Genomic DNA, 16874 nt, shown 5'->3' on the forward strand with positions numbered 1-16874 from the left:
TAAATAAATCATGAGGAGGTGCTCAGATGAAACTTCATGAGTTGAAGCCATCAGAAGGATCCCGTAAAGTTCGCAATCGTTTAGGTCGCGGTATCGGATCAGGCAATGGTAAAACAAGTGGTCGTGGTCATAAAGGTCAGAACTCTCGTTCAGGCGGTGGTGTTAGACCTGGATTCGAAGGTGGACAAAATCCACTAGCACGTCGTTTACCGAAACGCGGATTCACAAACCCTACTCGTAAAGAGTATGCAGTTGTAAATCTTGAGAAGCTAGTTCGTTTTGAAGAGGGCACAGTAGTTACTCCGGAACTTCTTATCGAAACAGGAGTAGTTAGCAGTCTTAAAAACGGAATCAAAGTTCTAGGAAATGGCAAGGTAGAAGCTAAGCTTACAGTTAAGGCGCACAAATTCTCTGTTTCTGCTAAAGAAGCAATTGAAGCAGCGGGCGGAACTACTGAGGTGATCTAATGTTCCAGACAATCTCCAACATTATGCGTGTGGGTGATCTGAGAAACAAGATATTGTTTACACTTGCTATGCTGGTAGTGTTCCGTTTAGGAACATTTATCCCAGTACCAGGCGTAAATCGCGATGTACTGAAATTCAGTACAGGCGACAGTGCTAACATTTTTGGTTTTTTGAATACGTTTGGCGGTGGAGCTTTACAGAACTTCTCCATTTTCGCTATGGGTATCATGCCGTATATTACAGCATCGATCATCGTGCAGCTTCTGCAGATGGACGTTGTTCCTAAATTTACGGAGTGGAGTAAGCAAGGTGAAGTTGGGCGTAAGAAATTAGCTCAATTCACTCGTTATGGAACTATTGTTCTTGGTTTTATCCAGGCAATCGGTATGTCTATCGGTTTTAACAATCTTTTCCCAGGACTTATTCAAAACCCTAGTATGTCTACGTATCTTTTTATCGCGTTAGTTTTAACTGCAGGTACTGCATTCTTAATGTGGTTAGGTGAGCAGATTACCCTTAAGGGGATTGGAAACGGAATTTCAGTTCTGATTTTTGCGGGGATTGCCGCAGCTATTCCTACAGCAGTTAACCAGCTTTTCACAACGCAATTTGAAGGTGGTAACGATCAGTTATTCATGCATATTGTAACGATTGTACTGCTTGCTCTTGCGATTATACTCATTATTATGGGTGTTATCTTTATTCAACAAGGTGTTCGGAAAATCCCGATTCAGTATGCAAAGCGAGTCGTTGGAACAAAGCCTGTTGGCGGCCAGTCAACTCATCTTCCGATTAAAGTAAACGCAGCAGGTGTTATCCCGGTTATCTTCGCGATTTCCTTGATCATCACGCCAAGAACTGTTGCCGGCTTCTTCGGACAGAATGATGTTACGACTTGGATTATCAACACGTTTGACTACACGAAACCAGTCGGAATGATTATATATGCGCTCCTTATTATTGGATTCTCGTATTTCTATACGTTCATCCAAGTAAATCCGGAGCAAATGGCGGAAAACTTAAAGAAGCAGGGTGGATACATTCCTGGCATTCGTCCAGGAGCTAACACTCAAACTTATATAACAAGAATTCTGTATCGATTAACATTTGTTGGATCTCTTTTCCTGGCTGCAGTTGCAGTCCTGCCAGTTGTCTTTACAGCAATTCCAGGTTTGAACCTTCCGCCAGCCATTCAAATTGGTGGAACAAGCTTGCTGATTGTTGTAGGTGTGGCACTAGACACCATGAAGCAAATTGAGAGTCAGCTGATCAAGCGACACTACAAAGGCTTCATAAAGTAAGAGCACGGGAAGATTCATCTTCCCACATGCTCTTTAAAAAAGACGATTGTGATTTATGGAGGGATTAGATGTATCTAGTCTTAATGGGATTGCCCGGAGCAGGTAAGGGTACTCAAGCAGAAAGAATTGTTGAGAAATACGGAATACCTCATATCTCTACTGGAGATATGTTCCGAGCAGCAATTAAAGAGGAGACTCCTCTTGGACTTGAGGCAAAATCGTACATGGATGCGGGTAACCTCGTCCCTGACGAAGTTACAATCGGTATCGTACGTGACCGACTTTCTAAAAAGGACTGCGAAAAAGGATTTTTACTTGATGGATTCCCTCGGACAGTTGCCCAAGCGGAAGCATTAGAAGAAATCACAACAGAGCTAGGAAGAACGATTGATTATGTGTTAAACATTTCAGTAGATTCTGATCAGCTTATGCAGCGATTAACAGGTCGTCGGATTTGCCAAACATGCGGAAGCACGTATCATGTAATATTCAACCCGCCAAAGGTTGAAGGAGTATGTGATAAAGACGGCGGTACGCTTATCCAACGTCAAGATGATAATGAAGAGACCGTTCGAAACCGTTTAAATGTAAACATGAAGCAGGCTAAACCACTGCTTGATTTTTATGGTGAAAAAGGTTACCTGAAAAACATTAATGGTGATCAGGATATCGACAAAGTCTTTCAAGACATTGACCAACTTATTGGGGGATTGGCGAAATGATAATCTGCAAAACACCGCGAGAGATTGATATCATGCGGGAGGCAGGTCGCATTGTTGCCTTAACTCATCAAGAGTTAAAAAAACACATTAAGCCTGGCATAACTACTAAGGAACTGGATAAAATTGCTGATACGTTTATCCGCAGCCAAGGTGCAATTCCTTCATTTAAAAACTATAATGGTTTTAGTGGGAGCATCTGTGCTTCTGTAAATGAAGAACTTGTGCACGGAATTCCAGGTAAACGCGTACTCAACCATGGCGACATTATCTCTATAGATATTGGGGCGAAGTACAAAGGATACCACGGTGACTCCGCTTGGACGTATGGAGTTGGCGAGATTTCAGATGAAGCTCAAAAACTTCTGGATGTAACCGAAGAGTCTTTATATAAAGGACTTGAAAAAGCAAAAGCCGGTGCCCGGTTAACTGACATTTCTCATGAGATACAAAAGTATGCTGAGAGTGAAGGGTTTTCTGTTGTTCGCGAATATGTCGGACACGGAATAGGCCAGGACTTACATGAGGACCCGCAAATTCCTCATTATGGACCGCCTGGTAAAGGGCCGGTGCTGAAAAAGGGCATGGTTCTAGCAATAGAGCCTATGATTAATGCGGGAACTCGCTATGTTCGAACATTATCCGATAACTGGACGGTTGTCACAACGGATGGCAAATGGTGTGCTCATTTTGAACACACGGTTGTCATTACGGAAGAAGGCTTTGAAATCTTAACAAAGATCTAAGTGAAGGTGATGAGATGGTGAGCGAATCTGATTCGGTACCGGGCATAGGTCAACTGGTTCGGATACTAAAAGGAAGAGACGCAGATCGGTTAGGTGTGATTGTCGGTATTCTCGATGGGCGTTTCGTCCTCGTAGCAGATGGTGACAAAAGAAAGTTTGATCGAGCCAAGCGCAAGAACCTAAACCACTTAGAACTGCTGGATTTTACTTCTCCGGAAGTTGTTAAAAGCATTCTTGAAACAGGTCGTGTAACCAATGGCAAATTGCGTTATGCAGTAGCGAAGTTTTCCGACGAGAAAGTCATTGCTCTGAAGAAGGGAGATCAAGTCGATGGCTAAAGATGATGTTATTGAGGTCGAAGGTACAGTAATTGAACCTCTTCCGAACGCCATGTTTCGTGTTGAACTAGAAAACGGACACAAAGTTCTAGCGCACGTTTCTGGAAAGATTCGTATGCACTACATTCGAATTCTTCCAGGGGATAAAGTAACCGTAGAATTGTCTCCGTATGACTTATCACGTGGTCGTATAACGTATCGTTTTAAATAATCAATGTACTCCGTGACATAAGGAGGTTATAAACAATGAAGGTAAGACCATCAGTCAAGCCAATATGTGAAAAATGTAAAGTAATTCGCCGCAGAGGCACTGTAATGGTGATCTGTGAAAATCCGAAACATAAACAAAAACAAGGTTAATATACAGGAGGTGCAAAAATTATGGCACGTGTTGCAGGTGTAGATATTCCTCGTGATAAGCGAGTAGTAATCTCTTTAACATACATCTTCGGTATCGGTAAAACAAAAGCACAGCAAATTCTTGCTGGAGCTGGAGTTTCTGAAGATACACGCGTTCGTGATCTTACTGAAGATGAATTAAATAAAATCCGCGAAGTCATCGATGGACACAAAGTGGAAGGTGACCTTCGTCGTGAAGTATCACTAAACATCAAGCGTCTAATCGAGATCGGAGCATATCGTGGTGTTCGTCATCGTCGTGGATTACCAGTACGTGGTCAAAACACGAAGAACAACTCCCGTACTCGTAAAGGACCTCGTCGTACAGTAGCGAATAAGAAAAAGTAAGTAAAGGAGGTAAACTCTAAATGGCAAAAGCACGTAAGACTAATACACGTAAACGTCGTGTCAAAAAGAATGTTGAAGTCGGCGTAGCACATATCCGTTCTACATTCAACAACACGATCATTACGATCACTGACACGCACGGGAACGCAATCTCTTGGGCGACTGCTGGTCACCTAGGATTTAAAGGTTCTCGTAAGTCTACTCCGTTCGCAGCACAAATGGCGGCTGAAACAGCTGGTAAAACTGCAATGGAACATGGTATGAAAACGTTGGAAGTATCCGTTAAAGGACCTGGTGCTGGACGTGAAGCAGCAATCCGTGCCCTTCAATCGGTAGGCTTAGAAGTAACAGCTATTCGTGACGTTACTCCTGTACCTCACAACGGTTGCCGCCCGCCAAAACGCCGTCGCGTGTAACAATATACACGGTATATATTTCTATAACTTGTCTATAATGGTTATAGTGAAAGTTTTGGTAAATGATAAGTCGGAATGCCTATGGGGAATTTCGGCTGGAAATCTCCAGCCGAGATTCGACGTTTGAAGGAGGGTTCAGTTGAATGATCGAAATCGAAAAGCCAAGAATTGAGACGGTTGAAATCAGCGACGATGCCACATACGGAAAGTTTGTTGTTGAACCACTTGAACGTGGATACGGGACTACACTAGGCAACTCCTTGCGTCGTATCTTGTTGTCCTCACTACCTGGTGCAGCAGTTACATCTATTCAGATCAATGGCGTATTGCATGAGTTCTCTACAGTTGAAGGTGTAGTTGAAGATGTTACAACCATCATCTTAAACCTAAAGAAACTTGCAATGAAGATTTACTCTGATGAAGAGAAGACACTTGAAATCGATGTACAAGGTGACGGTGTTGTAACAGCTGGCGACATTACGCATGACAGCGATGTTGAAGTCCTTAACCCGGATCTTCATATCGCAACACTAGCAAAAGGAGCTCATTTCCAAATGAAGCTTCATGCGAAACGTGGTCGTGGTTATGTACAGGCAGAAGGCAATAAACGCGAAGACCTGCCGATCGGAGTAATTCCTGTTGATTCTATTTACACGCCAATTTCGCGTGTAAACTATCAAGTGGAAAACACTCGTGTAGGACAAGTAACAAACTATGATAAGCTAACGCTTGATGTATGGACAGATGGGAGCATTCGTCCAGAGGAAGCAGTTTCTCTTGGTGCGAAGATCATTAGCGAACATTTAAACATTTTTGTTGGCTTAACAGATCAAGCTCAGAACGCTGAGATTATGGTAGAAAAAGAAGAAGACCAAAAAGAAAAAGTACTTGAGATGACGATCGAAGAACTTGATCTTTCTGTTCGTTCTTATAACTGCCTAAAGCGTGCTGGCATTAATACAGTTCAAGAACTTGCGAATAAGTCTGAAGAAGACATGATGAAAGTACGCAACCTTGGAAAGAAATCTCTTGAAGAAGTTCAAGAGAAACTTGAAGAGCTAGGTCTTTCGTTACGCGCTGACGATTAATTCGTAATACGCGCTTTTTCAAGACGAGAGAGAAACGCGCAGAGGAGGGAATACAAGCATGGGATACCAAAAGTTAGGTCGTGTATCTGCGGTTCGTAAAGCAATGCTTCGTGATTTAGCTACTGATCTAATCATCAACGAGCGTATTGAAACTACAGAAGCACGTGCAAAAGAAGTTCGTAAATTTGCTGAGAAAATGATTACGCTTGGTAAGCGTGGAGACCTTCATGCTCGCCGTCAAGCTGCATCGTTCCTTCGTAACGAAGTAGCAGACGCTGAGTCTGGACAAAGATCTCTACAAAAGCTTTTCAGTGATCTTGCACCTCGCTATGCAGAGCGTAACGGTGGTTACACTCGCATCGCAAAAATCGGCCCTCGCCGTGGTGATGGTGCACCAATGGTTATCATTGAATTAGTTTAATAAAACGTATGAAAGGGCGGGATCAAGTCTTCAATGACAATCTTGCCCTTTTTTATTTTATCCTGAACTTTTAAGTTATATCAGAAATGTTAGAAATGTGTGAGTGGATTGGGTATCTTTATTGAGGTTGAGGGTATACAGTGTTCGAGTGTTGTCGTGTTGTGTCGACTCGCCGATATATGAGCCAAACCCGCCGGATTATAGCCAAAACTCGCGGTATTAACTATGAAATTTCTAGGATTATTCCAAAAATTTCTCGAATTAATGGCTGAAATACCCCGTTCGGTATAAGTGATAACTTGTTATGAGAGCCGAATCTTAATTTATTCTGCGGAAAAATAGCAGAATTGAATCCACAGAAAGAAATTAGCGGAATTTCAAGACTATTTGTCCCTTGTAAAGGTTTGTTGAGAAATCCTCGCTAAAAGCAACAAAGTAACAAAGCCTTAAATCTAATATCGAGCAGAGAGCAGCTTAGAATGAGCAGCAGTTAAGAGGAGGATGTCACATGGAAAACATCATTACCGTTAAAGATGTGACCTTTTATTATCCGGGAGAAGAGACACCTACACTTAAAGGTGTGACGCTAGACGTGCATAAAGGGGAATGGCTTTCGATCGTGGGCCATAACGGCTCTGGGAAGTCCACGTTGGCAAAAATGCTCAACGGACTATTGTTGCCTAGTGAAGGTGCTGTATTTGTCTCACAGTACACGACAGGCCTTCCTGACGACATATGGGAAGTGAGAAGACTTGTAGGGATGGTCTTTCAAAATCCTGACAACCAGTTCGTAGGAACGAGCGTACAAGATGATATTGCGTTTGGACTTGAGAACTTTGGCGTTCCGCGTGAAGAGATGGTTAAGCGTATCAATGAAAGTGTAGCAAGGGTGGGAATGGAAGCTTTCTTAAACCAGGAACCTCATCAGTTATCCGGTGGACAGAAGCAAAGAGTCGCGATCGCTGGGATATTGGCGCAGAAACCTTCTGTTATCGTTTTGGATGAGGCAACATCGATGCTTGATCCGATCGGTCGGATTGAAGTCATCGATACCGTGCGCGAACTGAATAAAAAAGAAGGCATCACTGTCATTTCCATCACTCATGATTTAGAGGAAGCGCTAAGTGCAGACAGAGTTGTTGTCATGAAAATGGGAGAGAAGGCAGCTGAGGGCATACCTGAAGACATTTTTCAGCAGCGTGATCTGTTGAAATCGGCCGGTCTGGATTTACCGTTTTCACTAAAGTTAAGTGAGGCTCTTCGCCAACAAGGTGTGGAGCTTGATAAAAGCTATTTAACGCAGGAAGAGCTGGTGAATGCATTATGGAAATTAGCATAAACCGTCTAGAGCATAGTTACATGGAGGGAACTCCGTTCGAGAGACGGGCCCTGCACGATATTAACCTCGATATCGCGGATGGTACATTCCTTGCTTTGATCGGGCATACCGGCTCTGGAAAGTCTACACTCATCCAGCATCTTAATGGACTGTTAAAGCCTTCCGCAGGTTCGATAAAGATGGGCAGTACTGAACTCAAAGCTGGCGGTAAGAAGCAAGATTTGAAATCCCTTCGAAAAAAGGCCGGAATTGTTTTTCAGTACCCTGAACATCAGCTTTTTGAAGAAACGGTAGAAAAAGATATCATGTTCGGTCCGCGGAATTTCGGTGTGTCTGTGGAAACAGCTAGACTCACAGCTGCTAGAGTGATCGAAATGGTAGGACTTCCAGAGAGTGTTCTAAGCAAGTCTCCCTTTGACTTAAGCGGTGGTCAGATGCGCCGTGTGGCGATTGCGGGCGTACTTGCTATGAATCCCGAAGTGTTGATCTTGGACGAGCCTACAGCAGGACTAGATCCAGCTGGCCGTGTTGAGATTATGGAGCTGTTCAATTCCCTGCATGAAAGAAACAACCTCACTACAATACTTGTTACTCACAGTATGGAGGATGCGTCGAAATATGCGGATGAGATTGCTGTGATGCATAAAGGCGAACTGTATCTGCATGGTAAGCCGACTGATATCTTTAGTGAGCGAGAAGCATTAAAGAGAGTGGGATTAGATGTGCCAGAGACCGTTCAATTTTTACAAAAGTGGAATGAGAAGTCTGGACTTAATCTTGCTTTAACGAAGTTTACAGTAGAAGAGCTGGCTGAACAAGTTAGTCAAAGTCTGAAGAAGAGGGGGAACTAATATGCTGCAGAATGTCATTATCGGGCAGTATTATCCAGCTTCCTCTCCACTTCATCGAATGGATTCACGTTCGAAGCTCATTGCTGCCTTCTTTTATTTGTTTATTGTCTTTCTGGCAAACAACTGGGTGACTTATGGGGTACTGATCGCTTTTACGGCAGTCACGATCAGTTTGTCAAAAGTTCCATTTCGTTTTTTATATAAAGGATTAAAGCCAATTCTGTTACTCGTCGTGTTTACGATGCTTTTGCATATCTTCTTAACAAAAGAAGGCGATCTGCTTTATAAAGCGGGCTTTCTTGAAATTTACGAAGGCGGAGTGATTCAAGGGATATTCATTGCACTAAGGCTTTTGCTGCTTGTTATGATGACGTCACTTTTGACTTTAACAACAACACCGATCGATATTACAGACGGGTTGGAGCACTTATTAGGACCATTAAAAAAGTGGAAACTGCCTGTTCATGAATTCGCGTTAATGATGTCGATCTCACTCAGATTTATTCCAACACTTTTACAAGAGACGGAAAAGATCATGAAAGCACAGATGGCACGTGGTGCTGATTTCACGAGCGGTCCGATCAAAGAACGAGCAAAGGCTTTTGTACCGCTCTTGGTTCCGTTATTCGTTTCATCGTTCAAGCGGGCTGAAGAACTCGCTCTTGCGATGGAAGCGAGAGGATACCGAGGTGGTGAAGGCAGAACTCGTCTTCGTGCGCTAGAGTGGCATCAACGTGATACGTTTGCTCTCATTTTACTAGCACTGCTGACGCTTTCACTATTCTTATTACGCAATTAAAAGGAGATTGAACATGGCTCGTATGAAAGTGACCGTAGCCTATGACGGTACTGAGTTTGCCGGATACCAAATACAGCCTAGCGGCAGAACGGTGCAAGGAACGATTCAGACCGTGCTGCAAAAGATGCACAAAGGGGAACCTGTAGGCATCTATGCCTCAGGACGCACGGATGCGGGTGTTCATGCGATCGGTCAAGTGTTTCATTTTGATACTTCTATGGAGATTCCTTCAGAAGCTTGGGGGAAGGCATTGAATGCGATGCTTCCTAATGATATTCTAATAAGAGACGTAGAGATGGTCAGCGATTCGTTTCATTCTCGATTTTCTGCAACAGGTAAAGAGTATCACTATAAAATTTTAAGAAGTATGCAACCAGATGTGTTCCAAAGAAATCATATGTTTCATTTTCCATATTCTTTAAACGTAGAGGATATGAAGCAAGCTGCGTCGTTATTTTTAGGTACACATGACTTTACCTCTTTTTCATCAGCAAAGTCCGAAGTGGAAGATAAAATTCGTACGATCTTTGCTTTTGATGTTGAAGAACAGGGGGATGTCCTAACGCTCAAGGTAAGAGGCAGCGGTTTTTTATATAATATGGTCCGCATTCTTGTAGGTACACTTTTAGAAGTTGGACAAGGAAAGCGAAACCCAGAGAAGATCACTGCGATTATAAAAAGCAAGGACCGTGCGTTCGCTGGAAAAACAGCTCCGGCAAACGGACTCTATCTCTTTCGTGTAGATTATGCAAATAAAATGGAATAATATTTAGGATACGCTTGACATCGTTGTTTATATATTATAAGATATTATTTGGTATTTCTACAGATATCGTCCACATGCCCCGTGTAGATATCTCGGGAAATGTTCACATGAATATAATGAAATTTGATTGAAGATACAGGAGGGAAAACACATGCGTACGACTTTCATGGCGAAAGCTTCTGAAGTAGAACGTAAATGGTTTGTGATCGACGCTGAAGGCAAAACACTTGGACGTCTATCCAGTGAAGTTGCATCTATCCTTCGCGGTAAGCATAAGCCTATTTATACACCACACGTTGACACTGGTGATCACGTAATCATCATCAACGCTGAGAAGATTGAATTAACAGGTAAGAAATTAACAGACAAAATTTACTACCGCCACACTGGTCACCCAGGTGGACTGCGTACGAGAACTGCATTAGAAATGCGTACAACTCGTCCAGTTCAAATGCTTGAGCTAGCAATCAAAGGTATGCTTCCAAAGAACAGCCTTGGTCGCCAAATGTTCAAAAAGCTTCACGTTTATGCTGGAGCTGAGCACAACAACCAAGCACAAAAACCTGAAAACTACGAGTTACGCGGATAAAAAGGAGGGTATTTACGTGGCACAAGTACAATATTATGGCACTGGACGTCGTAAGCACTCCGTAGCGCGTGTACGATTAGTTCCTGGTGAAGGCCGTATCGTAATCAACGGACGTGACATTGACGAATTTTTCGGATTAGAAACTTTAAAGCTTATCGTTAAGCAACCACTTAACACAACTGAAACAACTGACAAGTATGACGTATTAGTTACTGTTCATGGCGGTGGATACACTGGACAAGCAGGAGCTATCCGTCACGGTATCTCTCGTGCGCTTCTAGAAGCAGATCCTGAGTACCGCGGTTCTCTTAAAGCAGCTGGATTCCTTACTCGTGACGCTCGTATGAAAGAGCGTAAGAAGTACGGACTTAAAGGCGCTCGTCGTGCACCTCAGTTCTCAAAACGTTAATTTCTATTTTCGTTTATCAAAGCCCTGTTCTCTTTTTAGAGAGCGGGGTTTTTTTATTTGTGATTCGTGTCTGATTCGGGAGATTAAGTTTAATTCCGGAACCATTAAGCCTGAATCGAGAAAATTGAGTCTTAATCCAAATAATTAAGTCTAATCAGAAAAATTAAGTCTAAAACAAAAAAATTAAGTCTAAGGCTGATCAGATCTTGCTCTGCATATATCCCCACCGCATACAGTAAAGAGTTATTCCCATCTTTTATGTAGTGTCGTGAATCCATCTCTGGAGAAAATATAGATATGGAAATACACAACATGATGAAAGGGGAGGTAACAATGGCAATTGTATTAAACAACTTTAAAGAAAAGCAGCGTTACAAAAAAGAAACGTTCGAGCGTAAAGTACTTCGGGACTTATCCCTTGCTACTATAAAAAAAGAATTTCAGCGTTTGTTTCAACCATTTTTTCAATACTCGCTTCTTTATCAAAATGATATTGAAGATGCATGCATCGACTTGGCGATCGATTCTTATCTTTTAGGCGCGGGCTATAGCAGGTTTGCCTATCACGGAGAAACGTTAGAAAAGATTAAGGAGAGGGCTTATGCTAAACAGAAGGCAATCGCAGACGGTCTTTTTGAATATTGGCAGTTCTGGTGCTGGGGAACAGAGATGATGATGGAATCCCTTCATCTATGCTGTGAGGCATTCGTTCATATTTGGTGGATGGAAGGCTATAAAAACGGTGAAAAACGCTACCGCATGAAGCTGCAATAATCAGTTATAAATTTCTTCTTGTCCCATATATATAATGTTATATGGCTTGTATAGGGGGACGAAACATGAAGAAGTGGGTGAAGGGAGCCGCATTTGCACTTGGATGCGCAGTCCTTATCTTTATTTTCACCTATCATTTTTTAGATGATGATTCGTTGCGCTCGTGGAACATGCCGCTCTCTGGAAAGATTATCGTAATTGACCCAGGTCATGGCGGAGCTGACGGTGGTGCGGTTGGTGATGGAGAAGTTCTTGAAAAAGAGATCGCGTTAAACATTTCCGTTTTGCTTCGAGATTATTTGCAAGAAGCGGGAGCACTCGTCATCATGACACGAGAGACGGACACAGATCTCGCTAACGAGGGAACAAAAAAATTACGTCATCGCAAATATGAAGATTTAAAAGAACGAAAACGAATTATTAACGAAAATCATGCGGACTTATTTATTTCGATTCATCTTAATTCTTTGCCTTCATCCCGGTGGAGAGGCGCTCAAGTCTTTTATCATCCTGGAAAAGAAGACGGCGAAGCGGTATCTAAATTTATTCAAGACGAAATCAAACGAAATTTAAACAATACGAACCGATTCGCAAAATCCATAGAAGGACTATACTTGCTTCGAACAGCAGAAGTACCAGGAGCCCTAGTCGAAGTTGGTTTCTTGTCCAATCCAACAGAACGGGAACTTTTAAAAACTGAATCATATCAAAAAAGTATAGCGGCATCGATCTACCAGGGGATGCTGCGCTTTTATACAAATGAAACACCACCAACATCTCCTCTTGATTAGAGGGGGTGTTTTTTTATTGCAACTCGTTTAAAGAGGTTGATCTCCGTTTCAGGTGCTCGTTTTCCGGGCGGGTAACTTGGAGTGGACAGTAAAAATACTGAAGTGGACAGTAAACGTGTAAAAGTGGACAGTAAAATTCGAAAAGTGGACAGTATTTTCACAAAAGTCGACAGTAAATGTTCGTACCTATCATAGCGAGCCTCCTTGTCCATGCCTACGAGATGCTATTTCATATACCCGCCTTCCACTTCAACCAACTTGCAGTGATGTTTTGCGTTACTTATCAAAAAAATCTTGAGAAGAGATTACACATCTAAAAAACCGCTTACATGATTGTCAGTGGGGGTTGTGATATACTGAAAAGGAATTTTACAGGTAAAGGATGTGTCTATGTGCTTACAGAAGAAAAAGTCATCGAGCTGTTAGGTCCTATTCAAGACCCTTATTTACATAAAAGCATGGTCGACTCTGGAAGTATCCGTGAGTTGAAGATAAAAGAAGGATATGTGGGGCTGAAGATTGGCTTAGCACATACAGGAACACCAGAACAAATGCAGCTGCAGCAGCAGATCGTTCAAGTTTTGAAAAATGCAGGAGTGGAATCTGTCGGACTTCGTTTCGAAAAAAGGGACGACATTACGGCTGTGGACCCGAGTGAAGCGGGAGCGCAGAGTGCGCCAACTACTCTTCTTTCCGAAAGCAGCAAGACTCAATTTATCGCGATCGCAAGTGGTAAAGGCGGTGTAGGGAAATCAACGGTTTCTGTGAATTTAGCTGTTGCTCTTGCAAGGCTTGGAAAAAAAGTCGGATTGATCGATGCTGACATTTATGGGTTCAGTGTTCCAGATATGATGGGAATTACAGAGCGTCCGAAAGTAAAAGGCGATCGAATCTTTCCGGTTGAACGTTTTGATGTAAAAGTAATCTCCATGGCATTTTTTGTTGAAGATAACGCACCTGTTATCTGGCGCGGACCGATGCTCGGGAAGATGCTCATGAATTTCTTCAGCGAAGTAGAATGGGGAGATCTAGACTATGTTCTTCTAGACTTACCGCCTGGTACAGGTGACGTAGCACTTGATGTTCACAAGATGCTTCCGAAGTGTAAAGAAGTAATCGTAACGACACCTCATGCTACAGCAGCTTTCGTAGCAGCACGTGCAGGAACGATGGCGATTAAGACAAACCATGAAGTTCTTGGAATCGTTGAGAATATGTCATACTTCCAAAGCGGATCAACAGGTGAGAAGGAATATGTATTTGGGAAAGACGGCGGAAAACGTTTAGCAGAAGAGTTAAATGTACCGTTACTTGGCCAAATTCCGCTTGGTCAGCCTGAGATAAAAGAAGATGATTTTGCGCCGAGTGTGTATGACCAAACACATCCGATCGGTGAACATTATATTCAGATGGCAAAGAAAATCATTGATAAAACAAACTAAAGAAAAAGCCTTCCGGTTGTCGGGAGGCTTTTATTGCGGGCTTGTGGAGTCTTCTTGTTGCTCTTGTCCGCCGCCAGATGTTGAAGCTTCTTTTCCTTTTTTCGAGATGGACTGATCAATTTCTTCATGAGCCACTTTCTTTAACATCTCTTGAATTTGAGCTTGTACGATCGGACTCTCAAACGTCTCAAGCATCACTTTCTTCATTTCTTTTCTAACAGGCTGTGTATCAACGAGAGATAATAATTTTTCTGCCATTTGCGGATTCTGCATGATTTTCATCACTTCTGCTTGATATTGCGGGTCTTTCATAAGATCCTTCATCAACTTCTCGTGTTCTTTTCGCATACTTTTTGCAAAAGCTACTGAGAACTTCGGATCTTTAAAAAGGGTCTGCCAAAACTTCTGTCCTTTTTCAGAAAGAAGCTGCTTTTCAATCGTCTGTTTGATGACTTCTTGATCAATGAGTATATCTTGTTGAATTTCTTTATCAGATAACACTTCTTTGATGGCTTTTTTCCCTTCATCTGTCTTTAATAGATCGACTAGCATCTTTTTTGTTGCTTCATAATCGACCTGAGAACTGCCTTGGGCTTCTTGAGCACAGCCCGAAAGAGCAGCAAGAGAGATACAAAAGAGGAAAATGTATATTTTTTTCAATGTAATTCCTCCTCCTTTCAAGTTGAGCTCGATACTTATAGGATTGATTTTTAGCACGTATTTATACTGGTTATTTAAAGGAAAACTGGCAATTTAAAAAAGACATTGGTACAATCGTTACGGAGCATGTTAGAGGGGGAAAACAGGCGTGAAAATTAGGAGCTGGATCTTTTTATTCTTTACCACATTGTTAATTGGGATTGTTAGTGCAATCACAGTTGGTCTTATATTAAAGTTTCCTGAAGACAGCAGCGCTTTAGAAGTTCTTCTATATATTTTTGGATTGATCGGTTTCGGCGCGTTGTTCAGTGTTTTTAGTCAGATGGGCTTTTTTGCATATTTAACCGTTCATCGCTTTGGACTTGGTATCTTTAAAAGCCATCGCCTTTGGAATGGTGTACAACTTGTATTGATTGCAGTCGTTCTATTCGATCTGTTCTATTTACGATATACATCCTTTCACAACGAAGGAGACAGTGTCGTTAATTACATTCTTATTCCGCTTGCGATTTTAGCTTACGGAATGATCATTGCATATGTAAAAGTAAAGCAAACAACGAGTGTAGCATTCATACCAACGCTTTTCTTCATCACAGTCGTCACTATTTTAGAATGGGTGCCGGTGTTGAAAGAAAACAATACTCTTTCGCTTTGGATGGGATTTGTTCCGATCATGTTTTGTAATACGTATCAAATTTTAATGCTGCATCGACTGTTGCAGTCCAATCAATCTAAGTCATCTAAACAAACAAAGCCCACTGCCTTATAAGGCAGGGGCTTTTATTAATTAGTTAACCTCTTTGCTATTGGCCTCTGTATTCGCGATCATTTCACTTACACTTACAAATTTAAATCCATCGTCACGCAGTTTATCGATAATTGTAGGAAGTGCTTTGTGCGTTTGCTTAACCGAATCAGATGCATGAAGCAAGATGATGTCTCCAGCTTTCGTCTCATCGGTAGCCGTGGTCACAATACGATCTACTCCAGGATTTTTCCAATCTTTCGTGTCGATGCTCCAATGAACTACCGTATGGTTAAGGTCTTCAGAGATGTTTAAGACACGCTCATCAAAGTTTCCGTTCGGCGGACGAATAAGAGAAGTCATTTTTCCAGATACCTTTTTAATCTTTTCCTGAGCTAAAAGGATATCCCTTTTAATCTGTTTGTCTTCCCAATCGGTATAACTTTTGTATTGATAACCAAGACTGGCCACTTCATGACCATCTTTTACGATGCGTTCAACGATCTCAGGATGACGCTCAGCCCAAGCGGCTGATATGAAAAAAGTGCAATTCTTTACGCCTTTGTCCTTTAAGACGTCCAAGATTGGCGTAACTCGCTTATCGCCCCAACTGATATCAAATGTAAGAGATACTTTGTTCCCTTGGTCTTCTCCCTTATAAATCGCTCGGGGTCCATCTTTAGATGAAAACACAGATAGTTGCTGCTGTCCTACAAAAGCAAGTGAAGCAGCAAAAAATGCTGCAAATACAACAACCATGTATTGTTTCACTTTCTTGCCGTTAATAACAAAGAAAAATTTCATAAACCATCTACCCCCTGTCCATCTTCCTTACAAAATATCTATGATGAAAGGGACAAGATATACCGAAAACTTAGATAATCCCATAAAATAATAACTCCTACTATTCATGGCCATAATGGTAAAAGAAAAATACTTAGCGGGGTGTCGTCCATTGTCTTTGGTAGGTATGTTATTGAATCAACAAGAACTTCATGAATTTGAGTATGTGCTAAAAAAAGAGATGGAGGAACTTAGGTTTGATCTTGAAGACCATAAGATCGACGCTATTGTGAAATCCGTTTTAGAAGAGAGGTATCAGATCATTTATCGTTTATTCTGTAGGTTTGCTAAGCCGTCTGATTGCAGAAGGTATTTAAGGCAAAAACAAAGAAATTAACTTTTTTCTAAAAAACTATTGACCACATTATTGAGAAGATGGTATATTACTTCTTGTCGCTTTTACAGCGGCTGAAACAAACGAAATAAACAAATTAAGAATCACTAAAAAAAGCTGTTGACATCAACTAGCCAACGGTGGTATCTTATAAAAGTCGCAAAAACGAGCGACACACGAAATACACAGTTCTTTGAAAACTGAACAAAAGAAAATAGGTAAGGAATTAAGAATTAATTCCGTCAGTTTTAAAATCGAGCAAGACAAACACTTTTATGGAGAGTTTGAT

At 41.8% G+C, this 16874-nt stretch carries 24 protein-coding genes; 22 read left to right on the forward strand and 2 right to left on the reverse strand.

Annotated features, from left to right (window positions below; all coding sequences use genetic code 11):
* Positions 1-26 precede the first annotated feature (26 nt).
* From rplO to H9648_RS19155, 20 genes are all read left to right on the forward strand, one after another.
* Complete coding sequence (gene rplO / locus H9648_RS19060; protein WP_191755321.1) at positions 27-467, forward strand: 50S ribosomal protein L15; 441 nt, start codon at positions 27-29, stop codon at positions 465-467.
* Entirely contained in the window at positions 467-1768 is a 1302-nt protein-coding gene (gene secY / locus H9648_RS19065; RefSeq protein ID WP_191755322.1) for a preprotein translocase subunit SecY, read from the forward strand. Before rplO ends, secY begins: the two co-directional genes overlap by 1 nt.
* Before the next feature lie 68 nt (positions 1769-1836).
* A complete protein-coding gene (locus H9648_RS19070; RefSeq protein ID WP_191755323.1) occupies positions 1837-2490 on the forward strand; it encodes an adenylate kinase in 654 nt (217 codons plus the stop codon).
* The gene (gene map, locus H9648_RS19075) at positions 2487-3233 is read left to right on the forward strand and encodes a type I methionyl aminopeptidase (protein WP_191755324.1); all 747 of its coding nucleotides are present in this window, start codon (positions 2487-2489) and stop codon (positions 3231-3233) included. Before H9648_RS19070 ends, map begins: the two co-directional genes overlap by 4 nt.
* 17 nt (positions 3234-3250) lie before the next feature.
* A complete protein-coding gene (locus H9648_RS19080) occupies positions 3251-3571 on the forward strand; it encodes a KOW motif-containing protein (RefSeq protein WP_191755325.1) in 321 nt (106 codons plus the stop codon).
* Complete coding sequence (gene infA / locus H9648_RS19085) at positions 3564-3782, forward strand: translation initiation factor IF-1 (RefSeq protein WP_066237890.1); 219 nt, start codon at positions 3564-3566, stop codon at positions 3780-3782. The genes H9648_RS19080 and infA overlap by 8 nt, the downstream gene beginning before the upstream one ends.
* A 35-nt stretch (positions 3783-3817) precedes the next feature.
* Positions 3818-3931, forward strand: coding sequence for a 50S ribosomal protein L36 (gene rpmJ / locus H9648_RS19090; RefSeq protein ID WP_007203526.1), 114 nt, complete (start codon positions 3818-3820; stop codon positions 3929-3931).
* 21 nt (positions 3932-3952) lie between these two features.
* Positions 3953-4318, forward strand: a complete 366-nt coding sequence (gene rpsM / locus H9648_RS19095; protein WP_066390695.1) for a 30S ribosomal protein S13 — start codon at positions 3953-3955, stop codon at positions 4316-4318.
* Between the two features lie 20 nt (positions 4319-4338).
* Entirely contained in the window at positions 4339-4734 is a 396-nt protein-coding gene (rpsK, locus tag H9648_RS19100; RefSeq protein ID WP_066285572.1) for a 30S ribosomal protein S11, read from the forward strand.
* 143 nt (positions 4735-4877) lie between these two features.
* Positions 4878-5822, forward strand: a complete 945-nt coding sequence (locus tag H9648_RS19105) for a DNA-directed RNA polymerase subunit alpha (protein WP_066390697.1) — start codon at positions 4878-4880, stop codon at positions 5820-5822.
* 58 nt (positions 5823-5880) lie between these two features.
* A complete protein-coding gene (rplQ, locus tag H9648_RS19110) occupies positions 5881-6243 on the forward strand; it encodes a 50S ribosomal protein L17 (RefSeq protein ID WP_066237878.1) in 363 nt (120 codons plus the stop codon).
* Between the two features lie 508 nt (positions 6244-6751).
* On the forward strand, positions 6752-7582 hold the full coding sequence (locus H9648_RS19115) for an energy-coupling factor ABC transporter ATP-binding protein (protein WP_191755326.1): 831 nt from the start codon (positions 6752-6754) through the stop codon (positions 7580-7582).
* Positions 7567-8433, forward strand: a complete 867-nt coding sequence (locus H9648_RS19120) for an energy-coupling factor ABC transporter ATP-binding protein (protein ID WP_191755327.1) — start codon at positions 7567-7569, stop codon at positions 8431-8433. Before H9648_RS19115 ends, H9648_RS19120 begins: the two co-directional genes overlap by 16 nt.
* Position 8434: 1 nt before the next feature.
* A complete protein-coding gene (locus H9648_RS19125; protein WP_191755328.1) occupies positions 8435-9232 on the forward strand; it encodes an energy-coupling factor transporter transmembrane component T family protein in 798 nt (265 codons plus the stop codon).
* Positions 9233-9245: 13 nt separating this feature from the next.
* Entirely contained in the window at positions 9246-9998 is a 753-nt protein-coding gene (gene truA / locus H9648_RS19130) for a tRNA pseudouridine(38-40) synthase TruA (RefSeq protein WP_191755329.1), read from the forward strand.
* 151 nt (positions 9999-10149) lie between these two features.
* A complete protein-coding gene (gene rplM, locus H9648_RS19135; RefSeq protein WP_066237860.1) occupies positions 10150-10587 on the forward strand; it encodes a 50S ribosomal protein L13 in 438 nt (145 codons plus the stop codon).
* Positions 10588-10603: 16 nt separating this feature from the next.
* Complete coding sequence (gene rpsI / locus H9648_RS19140) at positions 10604-10996, forward strand: 30S ribosomal protein S9 (RefSeq protein ID WP_066237857.1); 393 nt, start codon at positions 10604-10606, stop codon at positions 10994-10996.
* A gap of 333 nt (positions 10997-11329) precedes the next feature.
* Complete coding sequence (locus H9648_RS19145) at positions 11330-11770, forward strand: DUF2521 family protein (RefSeq protein WP_191755330.1); 441 nt, start codon at positions 11330-11332, stop codon at positions 11768-11770.
* A gap of 65 nt (positions 11771-11835) precedes the next feature.
* Complete coding sequence (cwlD, locus tag H9648_RS19150) at positions 11836-12561, forward strand: N-acetylmuramoyl-L-alanine amidase CwlD (RefSeq protein WP_191755331.1); 726 nt, start codon at positions 11836-11838, stop codon at positions 12559-12561.
* A gap of 392 nt (positions 12562-12953) precedes the next feature.
* Positions 12954-14003: an Mrp/NBP35 family ATP-binding protein gene (locus tag H9648_RS19155; RefSeq protein ID WP_191755332.1), complete on the forward strand. Its 1050-nt coding sequence runs from the start codon at positions 12954-12956 to the stop codon at positions 14001-14003.
* A 30-nt stretch (positions 14004-14033) separates the two neighbouring features.
* Here H9648_RS19155 and gerD read toward each other — a convergent pair whose 3' ends face one another.
* Positions 14034-14663 (reverse strand): spore germination lipoprotein GerD, encoded by a 630-nt coding sequence (gerD, locus tag H9648_RS19160; RefSeq protein WP_225219004.1) that lies wholly within the window; start codon positions 14661-14663, stop codon positions 14034-14036.
* Positions 14664-14811: 148 nt separating this feature from the next.
* Here gerD and H9648_RS19165 point away from each other — a divergent pair, with 148 nt between their 5' ends.
* Positions 14812-15432, forward strand: a complete 621-nt coding sequence (locus tag H9648_RS19165; protein WP_191755333.1) for a KinB-signaling pathway activation protein — start codon at positions 14812-14814, stop codon at positions 15430-15432.
* Positions 15433-15450: 18 nt separating this feature from the next.
* Here H9648_RS19165 and pdaB read toward each other — a convergent pair whose 3' ends face one another.
* Positions 15451-16212: a polysaccharide deacetylase family sporulation protein PdaB gene (pdaB, locus tag H9648_RS19170; RefSeq protein ID WP_066390712.1), complete on the reverse strand. Its 762-nt coding sequence runs from the start codon at positions 16210-16212 to the stop codon at positions 15451-15453.
* Positions 16213-16363: 151 nt separating this feature from the next.
* Between pdaB and H9648_RS19175 the strand changes: the two genes are divergently transcribed.
* Positions 16364-16588, forward strand: coding sequence for a hypothetical protein (locus H9648_RS19175; RefSeq protein WP_318243562.1), 225 nt, complete (start codon positions 16364-16366; stop codon positions 16586-16588).
* Positions 16589-16874: the final 286 nt, after the last annotated feature.

This window comes from Fictibacillus norfolkensis, from assembly GCF_014836645.1.
GTDB lineage: Bacteria > Bacillota > Bacilli > Bacillales > Fictibacillaceae > Fictibacillus > Fictibacillus norfolkensis.

Bases quoted from the DNA above. Each gene is read 5' to 3' on its own strand.
- rplO (WP_191755321.1), top strand. From the start codon at position 27: ATGAAACTTCATGAGTTGAAGCCATCAGAAGGATCCCGTAAAGTTCGC.
- secY (WP_191755322.1), top strand. From the start codon at position 467: ATGTTCCAGACAATCTCCAACATTATGCGTGTGGGTGATCTGAGAAAC.
- H9648_RS19070 (WP_191755323.1), top strand. From the start codon at position 1,837: ATGTATCTAGTCTTAATGGGATTGCCCGGAGCAGGTAAGGGTACTCAA.
- map (WP_191755324.1), top strand. From the start codon at position 2,487: ATGATAATCTGCAAAACACCGCGAGAGATTGATATCATGCGGGAGGCA.
- infA (WP_066237890.1), top strand. From the start codon at position 3,564: ATGGCTAAAGATGATGTTATTGAGGTCGAAGGTACAGTAATTGAACCT.
- rpmJ (WP_007203526.1), top strand. From the start codon at position 3,818: ATGAAGGTAAGACCATCAGTCAAGCCAATATGTGAAAAATGTAAAGTA.
- rpsM (WP_066390695.1), top strand. From the start codon at position 3,953: ATGGCACGTGTTGCAGGTGTAGATATTCCTCGTGATAAGCGAGTAGTA.
- rpsK (WP_066285572.1), top strand. From the start codon at position 4,339: ATGGCAAAAGCACGTAAGACTAATACACGTAAACGTCGTGTCAAAAAG.
- H9648_RS19105 (WP_066390697.1), top strand. From the start codon at position 4,878: ATGATCGAAATCGAAAAGCCAAGAATTGAGACGGTTGAAATCAGCGAC.
- rplQ (WP_066237878.1), top strand. From the start codon at position 5,881: ATGGGATACCAAAAGTTAGGTCGTGTATCTGCGGTTCGTAAAGCAATG.
- H9648_RS19115 (WP_191755326.1), top strand. From the start codon at position 6,752: ATGGAAAACATCATTACCGTTAAAGATGTGACCTTTTATTATCCGGGA.
- H9648_RS19120 (WP_191755327.1), top strand. From the start codon at position 7,567: ATGGAAATTAGCATAAACCGTCTAGAGCATAGTTACATGGAGGGAACT.
- H9648_RS19125 (WP_191755328.1), top strand. From the start codon at position 8,435: ATGCTGCAGAATGTCATTATCGGGCAGTATTATCCAGCTTCCTCTCCA.
- truA (WP_191755329.1), top strand. From the start codon at position 9,246: ATGGCTCGTATGAAAGTGACCGTAGCCTATGACGGTACTGAGTTTGCC.
- rplM (WP_066237860.1), top strand. From the start codon at position 10,150: ATGCGTACGACTTTCATGGCGAAAGCTTCTGAAGTAGAACGTAAATGG.
- H9648_RS19145 (WP_191755330.1), top strand. From the start codon at position 11,330: ATGGCAATTGTATTAAACAACTTTAAAGAAAAGCAGCGTTACAAAAAA.
- cwlD (WP_191755331.1), top strand. From the start codon at position 11,836: ATGAAGAAGTGGGTGAAGGGAGCCGCATTTGCACTTGGATGCGCAGTC.
- pdaB (WP_066390712.1), bottom strand. From the start codon at position 16,212: ATGAAATTTTTCTTTGTTATTAACGGCAAGAAAGTGAAACAATACATG.